We start from the raw sequence: 18701 nt of genomic DNA, 5'->3' as shown, positions 1-18701 counted from the left end.
AAAAGTACACCTCTCAGCATACTTTTTTGTTATTTAATAATCTGTCCGTTATAATATTTCTCTAAAAAGAAACCCAGATCTGCACGATAACCAATTCCTGAAGCTTCAAATTTCCAACTTCCGTTTTTTTTGTACAATCTTCCGAATTCAATTCCTGTTTCTATAGAAAAATCTTCGTCTAATTCATACTTTGCAATCTCCTGATTATTACTTTGGTCAACAATTCGGATGTAAGAATTTCTTACCTGACCAAAATTTTGCTTTCTTCTTTCAAAATCTTCAATCGTTACCACAAAAAGAATCTCTTCAACTCTGGAATCTATTTTTTCAAGATCAATCATGATGGCTTCATCATCGTCTCCGTCACTGTTTTTACCACTTGGATCATCACCAGTATGGATCAAAGCACCATCGGGAGAATTCAGGTTGTTATAAAAGACAAAGTAATCTTCACTGACCAACTTTCTTTGAGAATCAATCATAATCGCAGAAGCATCAAGATCAAAATCATAACCCGTTCCATCGTTAGGATCCCAACCAAGCCCGATGGTCATTTTTGTGAGTCCTATATCAATTCTTTGTCCTTTCTGTAGGTTAATTGCCATAATTCTGTACTTTATGTCTAAGATAGTTTTGATTTGTCATTTTTCCAAATATTCAGATTAAAAAAACATTAAAAAAGCCCAATCCATAAGATCAGGCTAAATATTTATATTAAATTTTAAAACTTATTTGTTGTTAATTTCAGTTTCGGCTGCTAGTTTATTTCTCGCTTTAGCCAAAATAGGAATAGATAATAAACCCGTCGTCAACATGATTACAATTTGCAAGGGAAGAGAGATAAATGAATAGGTCAATCCCATTTCACCGCCAAATTCTGCACTTTTTCCCATGGAGATAAACAGTGCCATAAAGCCGTACTTCATCGCTAAATTAAAAGCACCAATACCTCCACTCGCAGGAACAATCATTCCCAAAGTTCCCACCACAATGATGAAAAAGCCGTCTGCGATGGTAAAGTCTGAAGTTTCCGGTAAAGCAAAACAAACAAGATAAGCGGCCATGAAATAGCAAATCCATATTCCGATGGTATATAAAATGAATTTTACTTTTTGTTTCAGTTTAAATATGGAAGTTAAACCTTGGAGTATCCCATCAATGAAACCAATAATTTTCCCTAAAATCGGAACTGTCGCCAATTTCCTTTTAAACACAAAAAACAAAATCGCTCCTAAAACTAATATGGAGAGTATTAAAATTACCTTATTCGGATTAAATTTAATCCCTGAATTTTCGTAAAATGAAAGGATTGCTTCATATTTAAATATGAAAGTTAGTCCCAAAAACACCATCATACAAATCAAATCTACTACCCTTTCCAGAATAATTGTTCCGAAAGATTTGTCAACAGGCACTTTTTCTACCCCATACAGAGCTGTTGCTCTGGCTACTTCACCACTTCTAGGAATGGTTAAATTCATTAAATAACCAAAGGAAATCGTCCAGAATGCATTAGAACTCGAGATATTATATCCCATGGGTTCCAGTAAAAGATTCCAGCGGACTGCTCTTAGCCAGTACGCCAAAACACCAAACACCCCTGCAATGGCTACCCAAAGATAATTGGCTCTTGCCAAAGATTTCTGCACCTTTTCAAACTCAAAACCCTTGAGAGCAAGCCACAGAAAAAAACCTGCAAACGCAAGTGAAATGACAATCGTAAGGATTGATTTTAAAGGATTAGCTGATTTTTTTTCCATCAATTAGGTAAGAAGGTTAGTTTTCTCATCTGGGAAAACGATTTTTGGCTGAAACTCTCTTGCTTCTTCAGGCGTCATTTGTGCATAGGCAATAATGATAATGATATCATCACGCTGTACTTTTCTAGCCGCCGGCCCATTCAGACAAACTTCTCCAGACTTTCTCTTACCTTTGATAACGTATGTATCAAAACGTTCTCCGTTGTTTACATTAACGATATAAACTCTCTCTCCCACTACCAATCCTGCTGCATCAATAAGATCTTCGTCTATGGTAATACTTCCGATATAATTAAGGTCTGAAGCCGTAACTCTCACCCTGTGAATCTTCGATTTGAATACTTCTATTAACATGGTGCAAATTTATTAATAATATTTAATAAAATGATTTTAAAATTGATTTAAGAAGGCGCATCATAACGACGTTTGAATTTCGTAGAAATTAATATAATTCATTACTGATTATCAACTTAATAAGCATATCAAGAAAAAAATCAAAAGTAATCATTAAATTTAGGATTTAATAAATACAAAACCCAATATTAAATTTTCAACAAAGCTAATAAACATAAGTAGTTGGCACGATTTTAGCATCTCGAAACGTAGATTTTTCGTAAAAATTTGAATTATGATATATTGATTAATTTAAGAGTAAATTAAAAAATATCCACAAGTTTTTAGAAAAAATTTGCACAATTTGAAAATTGTTTTATATTTGCTACAATTACTAACTAACTTTTAATATAAAAATTATGAACAAGTCTGAATTAATCGACGCAATCGCAAAAGACGCAGGTATTACTAAAGTTGCAGCTAAAGCTGCTTTAGAGTCTTTTATCTCTAACGTTACAACTACTCTAAAGGCAAAAGACGGAAAAGTCTCTTTAGTAGGATTTGGTACTTTCTCAGTATCTGAGAGAGCTGCAAGACAAGGTATCAACCCTGCAACTAAAAAACCAATCAAAATCGCTGCTAAAACAGTAGCTAAATTTAAGGCTGGTGCTGACTTGGCAACCGCGGTTTCAGGAGTGAAAAAGAAATAATCAATCAGATTATAAAAATGCAAACCTCATCTTCTGATGAGGTTTTTTGTTTGTAGATACATTTTGATACCTAAAGTTATTATGCTTTGACTACGTTCTTTTTGTTTATGGTGCAAGTCGTGAAATTTCCCAGTCTAAATCTTTTAGTGAATAGATGATTCTGTCATGAAGCCTGTTTGGTCTTCCCTGCCAAAATTCAATCTCGTAAGGTTTTGCAATATATCCGCCCCAATTTCCAGGTCTTGGAACTTCAGAATCTTCAAATTTCTCTTCTAGTTCTTTTAATTTAACTTCCAAAAACTCTCTGTTTGGTATCACTTCACTTTGTGGCGAAACTGCTGCGCCAAGCTGGCTTCCTTTTGGCCTGGAATGAAAATATCCATCACTCAGATTTTCAGCAATTTTTTCTAAATCAGCTTTAATGATAATTTGTCGTTCTAAACTCGGCCAGAAAAAATGAAGACATGCTTTGTGCGTTTTTGCAATTGCTTTTCCTTTTCGGCTATCGTAATTGGTGTAAAAAATAAAACCTTCGTACGTATATTCTTTAAGCAAAACCATTCTCGTTCTGGGGCAACCATCATCCTCTAAAGTAGAAACCGCCATTGCATTTGCTTCAGAAACTGTAGGATTAACCGATGCATCCAAAAACCAATCTCTGAATTGCTCAATAGGATTCTCTTTAATCTCACTTTCAATAAGTTGAGATTTTTCGTAGATTTTTCTCTTGTCATGAAGGTTTTCCATAAATAATTTTTATTAAATTTGAGTATGAATTACTCATACAAAGGTAAAATATTAATTTCCACGCCTGATATTTCCGGAGATATTTTTTCCAGATCAGTAGTGCTTATCATTGAACATAATGAAAGTTCAGCTTTTGGTTTGATTTTGAATAAGAAAAATTCAAAAATGAGTAACAAATTCAAAAATTTCTTCGACTTTAAAATTGAAGTTTATGATGGCGGACCGGTAGAAAATGAAAAAGTTTTTTTTATCATAAAAGGAAAGAAAGTCAGCGAAACTTATACGGAAATTAATAATGAATTTTATGTAACAGAAGACATAGAAACTGTTATTAGTGCGGTTCTCAGCAATGAATTATCAATTGATGATGTTAAAATATTTTCAGGCTATTCTGGTTGGGGAGCTTTACAGTTGGATAGTGAAATCAAACGTAAACTCTGGACGGTTGTAGATGTTTACAACCTTGATTACACCCTTCCAAATGATCAGACTCTTTGGAAATCTATTATGCAAAACCTTGGTGGTGAATATCTTCTTTGGGCAAACTCTCCGGAAGATATTTCATTGAATTAACCATTACTTCACAAAGAAGCGATTTAAACTTTAACAAACTTTAAGTTATTCTTACATAATTTTTAACATACTTTTCACGTTCTTTGACAAACTAAACCTAGGATATGAAAACATTTAAATTACTGGTTTTATCTCTTGCATCTACTGCAATTTTATCATTCTCTCCCACTAATAAAAAAATTATCGTCATTGATGCCGGACATGGCGGAAATGACATGGGCGCAACTTATAACGGGGTTTCTGAAAAGCAAATCGTTTTGGGAGTGGCTTCACAAATCAAAAAACTAAACAAATCTGAGGATTACGAAATCATCTTAACCAGAGATTCTGATCAATATGCCGGTTTGAGCGACAGAACGGCAATGATTAACAAGCTAAATCCCGAAATGGTTATCTCACTTCACATCAACAGAACACCGGGAAGCGAGACTGACAAAAAAGGTCATGAGATTTTTACACAGAATTCTGATGCTTCAAAAGCATTGGCCGAAAAAATTTCAAAAAAATTAGGCTCTTGTAAGATTGAAGAAAAGAATCTTCATATTTTAAGAGAATCAAAATCCCCTGCTGTATTAGTAGAGTTAGGATTCATCAACAATAAAGAAGACAGAGATTATCTAAGCAGTGAGGCCGGGCAAAAAGAACTTGCTCAGAAATTCATCGAGATCATCAACGAAAAATAAAGTGGAAAAAACACTTTTCTGATTGTATCAGAATAAAACCCGGTAAAGGACGTCATTGTTGTTTACCGGGTTTGTCAATTTAATTTGAAAAACTATTCTTCCAGCCTTCTACCAATGCGGTGAAACGGGAGTTCTCAAATGTTTTATTTCTAATTTTCCTAACTGAGAAAATTCCTTTCTCGTCAGAGATCATTAATATTTCTTCAGCTTTCTGAGATTCAAAAGCAATGATTTCATGCTCCTGAATATCTGCTAAATTATTTTTATGTAAATAAGTCACGAAGTTCTCAAGCAGAGGCGAAATGTATGCTCCCTCTGAATGTTTTGGAACTTTAATAATATTTCCTTCCAGAAAAAGTAAATTTCCTGAAGTAGAACGGGCAATTCTCTTATTTGGATTTAAAAGAATAACGTCATCTAAGTCATTTTCCTGCGCATAAATTCCAGCATAGATATTCTCCGGGCAATGTACTCTGATGTTGCTCAAAAGATTATTATTGACATTGATTTCTTTAATTAAATCTAATTCTAAAGGTCGCTGATGCACATTCAGAATATCATCCATCTCATCAACTTCAAAGAAGTAGGAAATGGTAGATTTTGATAAAGTAATTCCATCAGAATTTCTGTATACCAGAAAATTGATGATTCCGTTTTTTACAGCTTTTTCCTGAATTATTTTTTCATTAAAAAGATTCTGAAAAAACTCCAAAGTATAGGTTAGAGGAATATTCATCCTCATTTTTCGCATAGAAGCCATCAGGAAGAAGTAGCACTCTTCATCCATAATGAGTTTGGAATTTCTTATAAAAAATGAAACTTTCACAGCATCTCCCAAAAGAAACGCTCTGTTTTTCAGCTCGAGCTCTTCTGAAGTAAAATATGTATTTTGCAAAATATGATTGTTTATAAAAAAATAATGAACGATAAATCGTTCATCAGTTTTACCATTAAGTCAGTACCGCTTATCAATTAAGCTGCACCTAATTTTATTCTAAGGTTTTCGATTAGATTCTCCCAGTACAAAGCATTTTCTTCTTCGTCACCTTCTTCACAGAAATCTGTAATATTAAGAGCTAAATCTTCTGTAATATCGTCAATCGTGATGGTCATTTCAAAGAAGTTTTTGGTACCTTCATCTTCTTCCCATCTGAAACGTACGAAACCTTCAGGTTTATATCTGATCAAAGTTGCTTTTTCTTCAGAACCTCCACCCCAACTAAAATAGAAATCGTCACCTTTCTCTATCACATCATCTGCAAACCACTCGGATAATCCCTCAGCACTAGCCAAATATTCGTACAAAATCTCTGAAAGACAGTGCATTGGGAATTCGTAATGGACTTTATGTTTCGCCATATAACTTATTTTTAACGTCACGCAATATATAAATTAATTTTTTTATTACACAAAAAACTAAACAGATTTTTATGCAATATGAATGATATTTATCAGAAAAATTAATAAAAGTTCTTATGATTTATAATTTATTTTTCATTTTGAAGCAATAAAAAACCAAAACTATTCATTATGAGAGAATTAGCTTATATTTTCATTAATCAATCTTCGTTTAATACATCAAGAATAATCTTACAACCTTCACTAATTTCTTCTTTTGAAATCGTCAATGGTGGTGAAATTCTCAGATATTCGTTTCTGTAGAGCTGCCAAAATACAATTAGGCCTTTATCCATACATCTTTTGGCTACATCTAATGTGTAATCAGGGGTACCGAGATTGACTGCCAACATTAAACCTTTTCCGTTGATATTTTTGATTTTCGGGTGTATCAGAAGTTTTCTGAACAGTTCTTCTTTTTCTGCCACCTCATTCATCAGTCCGCTTTCTAAAACTTCTTTTAAAGTTGCGTGAGAAGCTGCTGCAATCAATGGATTCCCTCCAAATGTGGTAATATGTCCCAATTTTGGTGAATGAGATAATGTTGCCATTATTTTTTTTGAACTCATGAAGGCACCCACGGGAACTCCACCGCCCATTCCTTTTCCCATAACCAATATATCAGGAACGATGCCGAAATGTTCAAATGAAAATAGTTTACCCGTTCTTCCGAAGCCAGGTTGTATTTCATCTAAAATTAAAAGTGCGCCGACTTCTTCACATCTTTTTTTTAGTTTAATTAAATAATCATCGTTCGGCACTAAAAAACCGGCTGCTCCCTGAATAGTTTCGAGGATAACGCAAGCTGTTTTTTCTGTGATTTTATCGAAGTCATTTTCATTATTGAATTCAATGAAAGAAATCATTGGTAATAAGGGGCGGAATTCTCTTTTGTGAAACTCATTTCCTGAGACGCTTAATGCTCCGTGTGTATTTCCGTGGTAAGAATTTTTGAAGGATACGATTTCTTCTCTTCCGGTGTATCTTTTTGCTAATTTTAAACTTCCGTCGATGGCTTCTGCTCCGCTGTTGACTAAATAAGTAATTTCTAATGGATCTGGTGTAGATTCTGCCAATAATCTGCATAATTCAACTGGTTTCTCCTGAGCATATTCTCCATACACCATGACGTGAAGATATTTGTCTGCCTGCTCTTTGATGGCATTGACGATCTTTGGATGAGAATGCCCCAATGTATTTGCGGAAACTCCTGCCACAAAGTCGAGGTACTTTCTGCCGTCTTTCCCGAAGATATAAGTTCCTTCTGCTTTTTCTACTTCAAAACCTGCTGCAAACTGCGTGGTCTGTGCCTGATATTTAAAAAAATCTTTTTGCATTTTTATGGATGAAAAATTTACGGCAAAGCTAAAAAGATAAGTCAAATGGTGAAATTTAGATGAGGATTTTTAATACACCAAAGATTGTGTTAAATATAGAATGAGCATTTCTAAAAAAGCAGGCAAGCATTTGTGTTAAAGCTAAAGACGTTTTATCGAAAGACTTACAAATCACTTACAAAAAAAGACCAGCTTCACAACTGGGTCTTTCTGTTTTTATTTTCTAACCCTTTTAGGTTTTTTCGCTTCTTCTGCGGCTTTTGCTTTATCAATTACTTCCTGAGCCTGATTAAAGAGTTCATCATCTGACTCGTATTTTATCTCTTCATAATTAGGAGAATCTACGAGGATATCCTGCCATTTTCTGATGCGGTCTTTGGTATTCCAATTGAAGTCGGGGAACTTCTTTCTGTCAGGACCAATTTTACTCATCGGATATAGGGTAGATTGAACGCCTACACTGCAAGAGAGAATCTGCATTACCTGATCTTCAAAATTTGCATGGATGATTCCGCAAGACGAAAGCCTGATTCCTATTCTTTCTTTCTCTTTGGTTTTCTCATTGACATCATCTGCATATGCGATGTATTGTGCGTTTCCGATCACTTTCACCTCCTTAATATCTTTTCCTTGGTAATAAACGGTCATTAACTTACCTTTCACCTGATTAAACTCATCTTTCATATTCAGAGAGTCAACTTTGCTAATTGCATAGCCGTTTCCGATTACTTTCAAAGAGTCTATGTTTTCGGTTTCAGTATTAAAATAAGCTTCAACTTTATCTCCGGTCACCTGTTTTTCTCCACTCCATAAGATTGGGTTGGTGTACATGTGCAACACACCATCGGTTTCGTTGAATGCGATAGAATCTGCTCTTCCCTGAGCATTAGATTTGTAAATTCTTGCTTTTTTAAAAGCTCGTAAATAGCTTTTTTTAACGTTAGCTGAATCTAATTTTTGGTATGAAAGTATTTTCTCCGAAGCGAAATAGATAGAATCTTTCTCAAGAATCTTAACTGCATAAGGCCCTTTGGTCATCATGGCAGAATCTTTCTTTTCGAAAATTTCGCCATAACCGCCTTTAAGGTATCTTTTTTCTAAAGGATCATCTAAGGTTACATTTCCTGTAGCTGTACCAAAACCACTGAGCTGGTTGTAATACATTGCATCTCCGGTAAGAATTTTATCGTTGTAATAAATCCTTGAGTTTTTATTCAGGAAAGATTCTTTGGTATTCAGGTTATGTGTTCCTTTTTCGGTAAAGATTCTGTTTTTAGGATTTTTTCTGTTGGTAATCGTGGTAGGCCCGTTGATGTCAACAATGTTGGTGTTTTGATTTTGGACAACATTAATACCATCTAAAATATAATCTTTATCCTCAATTCTTACATTGTCTGTCAAATTAATCGTTCGGTTGGTCAGATTATATGTAGCAGACTTCGAATAAGTAGTACTCTTGCCATCATTGATGGTTCCTCCGGTGTTGTAATAAGCAAGGTTTGAGACTCTGTCATAATACATCGTTTCGGTTTTAATTACTGTACCTTTTGGATCATTAAGAACCACATTTTTTCTGGCTATACCTTTTTGAGAATTCCCATCATACTCCATTTCTGACGCAGTGATTACTGAGCCGTCCGGATTTTGAAGTTTGGTGTTTCCAATTGCTTTAACGAAGTTTTCTGCTTCATACACAATTACTTCGTCCGCATATAATATGGAACCCTGATGTTCCAACACCACGTTTCCTTTAAAAAATTGGTTACCATCATACTTCAGAGGATTTTTTGAAATCTCATCAGCATGCTTGATGTTGATTTTATTATTTGTATTCGATTTCTGAGGCTGATTTTTTACTGGATTCTGTAAAAACGGATCTCTCTGCACAAGCTTAGGTTTGTCTTGCGCAAAAGTAAAAGTAGAAAATAAGAGGAATAGAAAGAAGAATATTCTCATCGACTAGTCATTCTTTTTACCATAAAAATACAGCGAATGAGAATCTATTCTTACGCCAAAAGCTTCTTCAATTGCTTCTTTAATCCCCTGAATTCTAGGGTCGCAAAACTCAATAATCTCTTCAATTTCCTTATCTGAACCTTTTTGTAAATCACCAAATGGTCATGCTGCTTATCGAAATATGATTTCTCATAAGACGAAGAAGTCAATGTTTTTTCACCAAACTGATGCTTACGGATCAATCCTGCATCCAGAAAGATCTCTATGGTGTTGTAGATTGTTGCTTTAGAAACATGATATTTCTTCTGCATCATCAAAAGATACAGGTCATCTACATTGAAGTGATGATCCATACTATAGATTTCCTCTAAAATAGTGTATCGTTCAGGTGTGTTACGAAAGCCTTTCTCTAAAAGGTAATTTCTTAAAACATCTTTTATTAAAGTAATATTTTTTTCTTTTTGTAAAGTATCCATCAAAAAATTTATACTACAAATTTATCGATTTTTATTTAAATACAATATACCACTTCAGAGAGTATACCGCTGATATTCTAAAAATTATATCACTTAAAATTAGACTGCTGAATCCTGTTCGCAGAAATGGTCTCTTCCGTCAAAGGTGCCGATTCTACTTCTACGTTGTGCATGGTAACTCCCCAGGCTTTAAAATCATCACTACCGATATACTTCACAAAGTTATATAAACTCAGGGTAATTTTCTGTTTTACCGTTAAAAGAATATCGTTGATATAGGTATTGTCTATGACAACATATTTTAAATCCGGTGGAATATTGTGCGCTCTCAGCGATGGATGGCTGCTTCGTGAAGGAATTGTACCTTCTGCCATTAAATCTTTTAAAACCATACTGAAATAATCATTAATTCTTCTATCAACTTTAAATCCTAAAAGAAAATTCACTTTATAAATTGTTCCCGGCAAAATTTCCTCGACTGTATATTTGAAAGTGTATGGGTCTTCTTGGTTGATTATGCTCAATATAAAATAATGGTCTGCTCTTTTGGGCTGCTTTTTAATTATAGAATAAATAATCTTTGATTCTATCTCATCATTGTACTTTGCTCTGCTCAGATAAGCGAGGTTGGTACAGTATTTTGGTATCGTCTCATCTAATTTCATGTCTTTGATGATAGAAACATATTTACTGATTTTAACAAAATTAATGAATTTAGCTTTTATCTGTCTTCCATTATACCATGAGTACATACATACTCCTATAAAGCCAGCTAGCACCACTGTAATCCAACCTCCATCAAAGAACTTAATGATGTTGGCGCTAAAAAACCCAATCTCAATCGCTCCATACATTAATAAGAAACTCAGAATAAGAAGTTTATTCACTCTTTTCTTAAGCAACCAGAATGTGAGCAAAATAGTTGTCATAAACATTGTTACCGTAATGGAAAGACCGTATGCAGCTTCCATTTTGTGAGATTCTTTAAAATGTAAAACGACAATGATACAGAATAACAATAAGCCCCAATTTATTCTTGGGATATACATTTGACCTTTTATACCGGAAGGATAATCAATTTTTTGATTTGGCCATAAATTAAGTGACATTGCTTCTGAAAAGATGGTAAAAGAACCTGTGATTAATGCCTGAGAAGCAATAATTGCAGCTGCTGTTGCTAGTACAACTCCTGGCAAAATCATCCATTCCGGCATAATTCCAAAGAAAGGATTTACACCGTTCCCTTGTACCACTTGATAATTCTTTAATAACCATGCACCCTGACCGAGATAATTTAATATAAGCATTGCTTTCACAAAGATCCAGCTTACTCTAATATTTTTAGCTCCACAATGCCCCAAATCTGAGTATAAAGCTTCAGCTCCTGTAGTACATAAAAACACAGCTCCTAAAATAATGATTGCGCTTGGAGAATCTACAATTAGTTTATATGCATAATATGGATTAAAAGATTTAAGTATAGAAAAATCCTGAAACAAATGTAAAGAACCTAAACCACCTAAGACTAGGAACCAAACAACCATCACCGGTCCAAAAAACTTGCCTATGAAAGAAGTGCCAAATTGCTGAACTACAAAAATAACAACCAAAATACCACAAGTAATCAACACAACAGGAGTATGAGGATTATATATTTCTAAACCTTCAATGGCAGACATTACGGTAAGCGAAGGTGTAATAACACCATCAGCTACCAAAGCAGATGCGCCTACGATAGCGATTAAATACAGCCAGCGTTTTTTAAGATTTTTAATTAATGAAAAAAGAGCTAAAATACCACCTTCACCTTTATTATCTGCACGAAGCGCAATAATTACATATTTTAGTGTGGTTTGAAGTGTTAAAGTCCAGATAATGCAGGATAAAGCACCTTCTATATATTGGTCAAAAGGCATCGTTGCCCCTGCTTCTCTCGCACTCACAATCGCTTTCATTACGTAAAGCGGTGAGGTACCAATATCACCGAAAACAATTCCGAGTGAAACAAGAACTCCCACAAATGAAAGCTTTTTAAGGTCTATATGATGACCTCCTTCTGTAACTTCTGCCATGTCAGCTAATTATTTTTTGAAAGCGCAAATGTATACTAAATTTATGACCCTCAGCTCAAATAGTGATACATTGTATAAATGAAAAAACTTCCTTTCGGAAGTTTTTTTCTATGACTTAACGTACATTGCTTTTTTGATTTCTTCTTTCACTTTTTCAAGTTTCGGGAACCAATCTGCAAATAATGCTGCTGAATAAGGTGCAGGAGCATCCGGAGTAGTAATTCTCTTAATAGGAGCATCTAAATAATCAAATGCTTTTTGCTGTACCATATAAGTAATCTCTGAAGATACAGAACCAAATGGCCAAGCTTCTTCTAAAATTACCAATCTGTTTGTTTTCTTCACTGAAGCTAAAACCGTATCGAAATCTAAAGGACGAACTGTTCTTAGGTCGATTACTTCAACAGAAATACCCTCTTTAGCCATATCTTCAGCTGCCTGAATGGCTAATTTCATGATTTTCCCGAAAGAAACCAAAGTTACATCTGTACCTTCTCTTTTGATTTCAGCTTTTCCTATTGGTAAATAATATTCTTCTTCAGGAATTTCCATTTTGTCCCCGTACATCTGCTCAGATTCCATGAAAATTACCGGATCATTATCCTGAATTGCAGTTTTTAATAATCCTTTCGCATCGTAAGGGTTTGAAGGAACTACTACTTTAAGACCAGGAATATTTGCATACCAGTTTTCAAATGCCTGAGAGTGCGTAGCTCCCAACTGACCTGCAGAAGCTGTAGGACCACGGAAAACAATCGGGCAGTTCCACTGACCACCACTCATTTGACGAATTTTTGCAGCGTTGTTGATGATCTGATCAATCCCAACAAGTGCAAAGTTGAACGTCATATATTCTACAATTGGTCTGTTACCATTCATTGCAGCACCCACGGCGATACCTGTAAAACCAAGTTCTGCAATAGGTGTATCGATTACACGTTTAGCACCAAACTCGTCCAACATTCCTTTAGAAGCTTTGTACGCACCATTATATTCTGCTACTTCTTCTCCCATTAGAAAAATGGATTCGTCTTTACGCATTTCCTCGCTCATTGCCTGCGCAATCACTTCACGAAAAGTATATTCTGCCATATTTATTTGAAAAATTTAGAGTACAAAAATAGTAATTATTTATTATCTACATAACAAAAACGGTAATTGAATGAATGAATTATTATTTTGTTCAAATTGCTTTTTCTTCAATCTCGCTTAATTCTTTATAATTTTTTCGAAGATGAAATAAAATTCTGCCGTAGGTACTTTTATAAATCAGGTACAGAAAATATATAAAAACCAATAGTAAGATCGCAAAGATTACATAAGTTACAAGTTGCGGATTCATGAGTTGCGGATTGGTCGTATGAGGATTATTTTGATTATACCCATCATTAAGACCAGCCATGAAATCTTTAGTGTAGTGATTGAAGTTATAAATATTATCTATTATTATCAACAGAAAAGAAATGCCAGCATATCCTAAGATTACTCTTTTAATATTTAAGATACTTTTCATTAATGAAATTGAGTTTTTCTCAATTTTTATTTTAAAGTAAAAACAAAGAATTAAGACAAAGAACACTGTAAATAAAGCAATCCGTAAAACAGGAAACTGCCCGTCAATATATCCATAAATTGCCCATAGAAAAATTTCTATAATTCCAATCACACATAAAACTCTAGTGACCGAAACAGATTTTCGCTTTATCATTGTGTAGATTTCTTTTTCTGAATATTCTTTAAACTCATCAGATTCTTTATTCCAATCTGTTTTTAAAAATTCTAATTCGTCCATCTTATTTTGCATTTATTTTTGATTTTAAATTATTCTTAGCTCTATTCATTTTCACTCTTGCGTTTCCTTCTGTAATTCCCAAAATATCACCTATTTCTTTATAAGGTTTATTGTCAAGATACATCATGATCAATGCTTTTTCAATATCAGTCAGAGTATAGATATGTTGATACATTTCTTTAAGCTTATATTCATCATCTTCATAAGTTTCTTCTTTTACTTTCAGAGACGAAACATTAATATCAAATTGTTGGAATTGATACCTCTTAGTTTTCTTAAATAATGTCATTGCCGTATTTAAAGCAACCTGATACATCCAGGTAGAAAATTTAGATTCGCCCTTAAAACCCGGATAAGACTTCCACAATTGTATCGTGATTTCCTGAAAAAGATCTTCATGATCTTCAGAATTATTTGTATAAATTCTACATATTTTATGTACAATTCTTTGATTTTCTTTAAAAACATCAATAAATTTTTTCTCCAAATCTGAACTCATACTTTATATGTATATAATTTTATTTTTCGTTACAGATAATTACATAAAAAAAGACAACTCATTGCTGAGTTGTCTTTTTTTATGTAATTATTCTTTTAAACTGATTAATCGACTTTATGCCAAGTTTGAGTTTTCATTGCAATTCCCATGATAAGAGCTTTTACCTTAAGCGTATTATTTTCTCTCACAATCTCTGTCTTATAACTTTTACCGTCTTTTGGGTTAGTAATTGTTCCGCCTCCAAACTCGTTACCGTCTTTTGATAATCCTCTGATGATTTCCAAACCAATTAAAGGTTTATTTTTACGGTCGTCTTTACATTTTACACAGTTGTTATTTTCTGGCTTTATCAAAAGCTGTACAATTTTACCATAGTATTTACCGTCGCTTTTTTTAAATACTTCAACAATAGATTTCGGTTTTCCTGTTTCGTCATCAATTGTTTTCCATTTTCCTTCGATTTGCGCAAACGACATGACACTGAATAAAGAAAGTGCAAATGTTGCTAATAATTTTTTCATATTATATAAGTTTAATTTTATTTATAGATAATCAATTTGTTAATTAGTTAAAAATAGAAATAAATTTTAAATAGGCAACAATTTTTATTATCCTTTGCATACATTACAATAGAGAGGCCGTTTTTTCAAAATTAAACAGTCTTAAAAAATCAATTCAGCTTTCTATTCATTACTCTGTTCATATAATCCTGATACCACGCTTTTGCGATGAGTTTTCCTTTTTCGACCTCCGGAGTTTTTAATTTGTCGTTTAAATTATTTTCTAACCCTAAATCCCTTTTATCATAAATTCCGGTGATTTCTTTTCCGTCAAAACGATAAATGTAATTTCCGATGATAAACTGCTCCGAAGAACCGTCTGAATTCACAATCAGGGCAGGATATTTTTTCTCACTTAACAAACTTCTTCCCCAGCTTCTTATTTTTTATTATATCCGATTAAATCTGCTAAAGTCGGATAAATATCAATCTGTTGTGCAACTTCATTATTCACACCTTTTAAATTAAATTTCGGGTTGGGTGAGTAAAAAATCAATGGAACAGCAAAACGATTCATTGCTTTTTCATATTCCGGATAAAAAATTTGATTGGGATGATCTCCTGTGAAAACGAATATCGTATTATTGAACCAAGGTTCTTTTTTAGCTGTTTCAAAATATTTTTTAATTGAATAATCGGTGTACTGCATCGGCTCATGCATTTCTACATTTCCTTTTTTGAATTTCCCGTTATATTTCTCAGGAATTTTGAAAGGATGGTGCGACGAAGCAGTAAAAACAGTTGCCATAAAAGGTTTTGTCTTTCCTACATTTTTAGCAAAATATTGCAAGAACGGTTCGTCCCAGATAGCCCACATTCCGTCAAAATCTTCATTGTGATTGTATTCATCTTTCCCGAAATAATGTTTAAAACCAAGAATATTTCCAAAGCCTAAAAATCCCATCGAACCATTTGGTGCTCCGTGATAAAACGAGGTGTCGTAACCCATTTCATTACAAACCGAAACAATCGACTGAATTTTCTGATTAGAATATGGCGAGCTTGTAAAAGCATCCGTAAGACTAGGAATTCCCGCCAAAATACTGCTCATCCCATGAATCGATTGCCTTCCGTTCGCAAAAGTGTTTGGAAAAATTAAACTTTCATTCGCCAGGCTGTCGATAAAGGGCGTGTAAGAAACGTAATCTTTGATATTCTTATCTTTATTAAATGCTCCTGAATATTCTCTTCCAAAAGATTCAACAATAAAAATAACGATGTTGGGCTTATCCTGAACCTGTCTTTCGTAGATTTTGTAAGGCTGAATATTTTCATCAATAAATTTCTCATCAACAAAATGTACTTCTTTAAAATTATTAGTTCCTAAGGTTCTGAAAAACGAGAATGTACTGTTCAGAACCACGTTTCCCTGAAGTGGAGTTTTCACAAATTTGTTGGCATCAACCAGATTGATTGGTCTTGTACTATGTTTGAAATCTCCACGAATTCCACCAACAATCAAAACTGCGGAAAGGCAAATTGTAACCACAGAAAGAATGAAATAAGGAATCAGCTTTACAGGTTTTCTCTCTTGGATTTTAAATCTTTTATAAAGAAAAACCCACAAAGCCATCAACGCAATGAACCAAAAAACCACAAAAGGATGTTCTTTGGTAGAAACTGTGAAAACTTTTAAAATATTCGTTTCATGTTTTGCCACCTGAAAAGCAGCGGAAGTCAATCTTGTCTGAGAAAATTTATAGTAAATAAAATCACCGAAATTCATCGAATACGCAATTCCGTTGGTGATAAAATACAGCCAGAAAAGAACTTTCTGATAGACCCTTTTTGTATTGATGATAATCGGAATCAAACTCAATAAAATAAAAAGCGAGTTGACATACAAGATTGCGGTCGTATCAAATGCGATCCCATGGAAAGCAAGACTGAGGTAATCTGCAACACCATCTATTTTTATTAAATCTTTATTGAAAAACCAAAACAGAAATCTGGCAAACTGATAAAAAACAAAAGCCAAAAAATTCTGTAACATAAAATCAGGACTTCTTGCTTTCTAAATTCTTTAAAAAATTTCATTTATACTATCATGTTTTAAAAGTCAAAATGTAATCGTAGGCTATGAAACATAATTTTTTCATGCCTATTTTCAAGATGCAAATTTAAGTTAAATTCACAGTATTGTAATTTTTAGTTCATATTAATTAAGGTTAAAATTTTTAAAAAATGTAATTTTGCTCTCATGAATTTCATTAAGAACAATCTCGCAAATGCCATCACGTTGGGAAACCTTTTTTCGGGTTGCGTTGGTGCTGTACATTTGATTTTAGGCGACTATCAAACGACTGCAATTTGTATTATCCTTTCCTTGATTTTAGATTTTTTCGACGGATTTGTTGCGAGAGCTTTGAAAGCGAATTCCAATTTGGGAACTCAGCTGGATTCTTTGGCAGATATGGTGAGTTTCGGATTAATTCCCGGCTTGGCAATGTTTAAAATGCTTGAACCTTTCGGAAATGAACTCTTTGGAATGCCGCTTCCATTCGAAATAAAATATTTAGGATTTTTTATCACGCTTTTTTCTTGTTTAAGATTAGCGATTTTTAATTTAGATGAAGACCAGAAATATTATTTTAAAGGTTTGAATACGCCCAGTAATACAATCTTGATTTTTGGGATTTATTATATATCACAATCGGGACCTCATCAAGTGCCACAATTTTTCAATATCTCTAACTTTAATATTCTTCAAATTGGATTGTTACCATTAATAATTTTAACAATTATTTCTTCTTGGATTCTTATCAGTCCGATTAAAATGATTGCAATGAAATTCAAATCGATGAAGTTGCAGGATAATTATCCAAAATTAGCTTTATTGATTGGTGCAATTCTTATTTTAATTATATTTAAAACTGTAGGAATTCCGTTGGTGATTTTATATTATATCTTAATTTCATTAATCTTTCAGAAACAGTTAAAATAAAGATTCAACGTTAGTACACTCAACCTTGTCAAGGTTTTGAACCTTGACAAGGTGAAATTTAAACAAAAACAACTTTATACTTTCAAATAAAAAATGAATTTAAAACTACATAAACCGCTTTGCGTATTCGATCTAGAAACCACAGGAATCAACGTCGGAAAAGACAGAATCGTTGAAATCTGCATTTTAAAAGTAAATCCGGATTCTTCAAGAGAAAGCAAAACATGGCGTGTAAATCCCGAAATGCCAATTCCTCTACAGTCGAGTGAAGTTCACGGCATTTATGATGAAGATGTGAAAGATGCACCGACGTTCAAAGAAATCGCCTCTAAAGTGGTAGAAATGATTTCTGGCGCAGATTTGGGTGGGTTTAATTCTAACCGATTTGATGTTCCGTTATTGGCTGAAGAATTGCTTCGTGCAGATTTCGATTTTGATTTAAGTAAATTTAAATTAGTTGATGCACAAACGATCTATCATAAAATGGAACCTAGAAATCTGGGTGCAGCTTACCAATTTTACTGCGGGAAAACTTTAGAAAATGCTCACTCGGCGGAAGCGGATGTTTTGGCAACTTTCGAAGTTCTGGATGCTCAGGTTGGAAAATATGATGATGTTCCGAAAGATATCAATGCACTGAGTGAATTTAGTTTCCACAATAAAAATGCTGATTTGGCAGGTTTTATCGGATTTAATGATAAAAATATCGAGGTTTTCAACTTCGGAAAATATAAAGGACAAGGCGTGAAAGATGTTTTCAAAAAAGACCTTGGGTATTACGGATGGTTGCAGAATGCTGATTTCCCGTTGTACACGAAGAAAGTTTTTACAAAAATTCAGTTATCAAGTAAATTTTAAAAA

Annotated in this window: 18 protein-coding genes and 2 pseudogenes; 5 read left to right on the top strand and 15 right to left on the bottom strand. The window is 33.7% G+C overall.

The window, feature by feature from the left end; translation table 11 throughout:
- Positions 1-29 precede the first annotated feature (29 nt).
- The 3 genes from EAG08_RS15070 to panD all read right to left on the bottom strand — a co-directional run bounded on the left by EAG08_RS15070 (position 30) and on the right by panD (position 2114).
- Positions 30-605, bottom strand: a complete 576-nt coding sequence (locus EAG08_RS15070; RefSeq protein ID WP_129536156.1) for a TerD family protein — start codon at positions 603-605, stop codon at positions 30-32.
- A gap of 123 nt (positions 606-728) precedes the next feature.
- Positions 729-1763 carry a lysylphosphatidylglycerol synthase transmembrane domain-containing protein gene (locus EAG08_RS15065; protein ID WP_129536155.1) on the bottom strand — a complete coding sequence of 345 codons (1035 nt, stop codon included), beginning with the start codon at positions 1761-1763 and terminating at the stop codon, positions 729-731.
- Positions 1764-2114, bottom strand: coding sequence for an aspartate 1-decarboxylase (panD, locus tag EAG08_RS15060; RefSeq protein ID WP_129536154.1), 351 nt, complete (start codon positions 2112-2114; stop codon positions 1764-1766).
- Positions 2115-2512: 398 nt separating this feature from the next.
- On the opposite strand from panD, the gene EAG08_RS15055 reads away from it, so the two are divergent.
- Positions 2513-2803, top strand: a complete 291-nt coding sequence (locus EAG08_RS15055; protein ID WP_129536153.1) for an HU family DNA-binding protein — start codon at positions 2513-2515, stop codon at positions 2801-2803.
- 105 nt (positions 2804-2908) lie between these two features.
- Here the strand turns inward: EAG08_RS15055 and pdxH are convergent, their stop codons facing one another.
- A complete protein-coding gene (gene pdxH, locus EAG08_RS15050; protein WP_129536152.1) occupies positions 2909-3550 on the bottom strand; it encodes a pyridoxamine 5'-phosphate oxidase in 642 nt (213 codons plus the stop codon).
- A gap of 24 nt (positions 3551-3574) precedes the next feature.
- On the opposite strand from pdxH, the gene EAG08_RS15045 reads away from it, so the two are divergent.
- Positions 3575-4123, top strand: a complete 549-nt coding sequence (locus EAG08_RS15045; RefSeq protein ID WP_129536151.1) for a YqgE/AlgH family protein — start codon at positions 3575-3577, stop codon at positions 4121-4123.
- A 104-nt stretch (positions 4124-4227) separates the two neighbouring features.
- The gene (locus EAG08_RS15040; RefSeq protein ID WP_129536150.1) at positions 4228-4806 is read left to right on the top strand and encodes an N-acetylmuramoyl-L-alanine amidase; all 579 of its coding nucleotides are present in this window, start codon (positions 4228-4230) and stop codon (positions 4804-4806) included.
- A gap of 79 nt (positions 4807-4885) precedes the next feature.
- Here EAG08_RS15040 and EAG08_RS15035 read toward each other — a convergent pair whose 3' ends face one another.
- The 11 genes and pseudogenes from EAG08_RS15035 to EAG08_RS14985 all read right to left on the bottom strand — a co-directional run bounded on the left by EAG08_RS15035 (position 4886) and on the right by EAG08_RS14985 (position 16933).
- A complete protein-coding gene (locus EAG08_RS15035) occupies positions 4886-5701 on the bottom strand; it encodes an aminotransferase class IV (protein WP_129536149.1) in 816 nt (271 codons plus the stop codon).
- Between the two features lie 77 nt (positions 5702-5778).
- Positions 5779-6165, bottom strand: a complete 387-nt coding sequence (locus EAG08_RS15030; protein ID WP_047444457.1) for an START-like domain-containing protein — start codon at positions 6163-6165, stop codon at positions 5779-5781.
- Positions 6166-6365: 200 nt separating this feature from the next.
- Positions 6366-7541 (bottom strand): aspartate aminotransferase family protein, encoded by a 1176-nt coding sequence (locus EAG08_RS15025; RefSeq protein WP_129536148.1) that lies wholly within the window; start codon positions 7539-7541, stop codon positions 6366-6368.
- 216 nt (positions 7542-7757) lie between these two features.
- Positions 7758-9497 carry an OstA-like protein gene (locus EAG08_RS15020; protein WP_129536147.1) on the bottom strand — a complete coding sequence of 580 codons (1740 nt, stop codon included), beginning with the start codon at positions 9495-9497 and terminating at the stop codon, positions 7758-7760.
- A gap of 3 nt (positions 9498-9500) precedes the next feature.
- A pseudogene (locus tag EAG08_RS15015) lies at positions 9501-9973 on the bottom strand (Fur family transcriptional regulator).
- Positions 9974-10062: 89 nt separating this feature from the next.
- Positions 10063-12045, bottom strand: a complete 1983-nt coding sequence (locus EAG08_RS15010) for a KUP/HAK/KT family potassium transporter (protein ID WP_129536146.1) — start codon at positions 12043-12045, stop codon at positions 10063-10065.
- Positions 12046-12153: 108 nt separating this feature from the next.
- Positions 12154-13137: a pyruvate dehydrogenase complex E1 component subunit beta gene (locus EAG08_RS15005; RefSeq protein ID WP_129536145.1), complete on the bottom strand. Its 984-nt coding sequence runs from the start codon at positions 13135-13137 to the stop codon at positions 12154-12156.
- Positions 13138-13228: 91 nt separating this feature from the next.
- Positions 13229-13849 carry a hypothetical protein gene (locus EAG08_RS15000; protein ID WP_129536144.1) on the bottom strand — a complete coding sequence of 207 codons (621 nt, stop codon included), beginning with the start codon at positions 13847-13849 and terminating at the stop codon, positions 13229-13231.
- A complete protein-coding gene (locus EAG08_RS14995) occupies positions 13839-14336 on the bottom strand; it encodes an RNA polymerase sigma factor (protein WP_129536143.1) in 498 nt (165 codons plus the stop codon). Before EAG08_RS14995 ends, EAG08_RS15000 begins: the two co-directional genes overlap by 11 nt.
- A 104-nt stretch (positions 14337-14440) precedes the next feature.
- Positions 14441-14857: a DUF2147 domain-containing protein gene (locus tag EAG08_RS14990; protein WP_129536142.1), complete on the bottom strand. Its 417-nt coding sequence runs from the start codon at positions 14855-14857 to the stop codon at positions 14441-14443.
- A gap of 149 nt (positions 14858-15006) precedes the next feature.
- Positions 15007-16933: pseudogene (locus EAG08_RS14985) on the bottom strand (LTA synthase family protein).
- A gap of 163 nt (positions 16934-17096) precedes the next feature.
- On the opposite strand from EAG08_RS14985, the gene EAG08_RS14980 reads away from it, so the two are divergent.
- Both EAG08_RS14980 and EAG08_RS14975 read left to right on the top strand, forming a co-directional pair.
- The gene (locus EAG08_RS14980; RefSeq protein ID WP_129536141.1) at positions 17097-17840 is read left to right on the top strand and encodes a CDP-alcohol phosphatidyltransferase family protein; all 744 of its coding nucleotides are present in this window, start codon (positions 17097-17099) and stop codon (positions 17838-17840) included.
- Positions 17841-17933: 93 nt separating this feature from the next.
- Positions 17934-18698, top strand: coding sequence for a 3'-5' exonuclease (locus tag EAG08_RS14975; protein ID WP_129536140.1), 765 nt, complete (start codon positions 17934-17936; stop codon positions 18696-18698).
- Positions 18699-18701: the final 3 nt, after the last annotated feature.

Origin of the sequence: Chryseobacterium sp. 3008163, assembly GCF_003669035.1 — a bacterium.
Classification (GTDB): domain Bacteria; phylum Bacteroidota; class Bacteroidia; order Flavobacteriales; family Weeksellaceae; genus Chryseobacterium.
The sequence above is the reverse complement of the archived record's forward strand: the minus strand, read 5'-3'. Positions and strand labels throughout refer to the sequence as shown.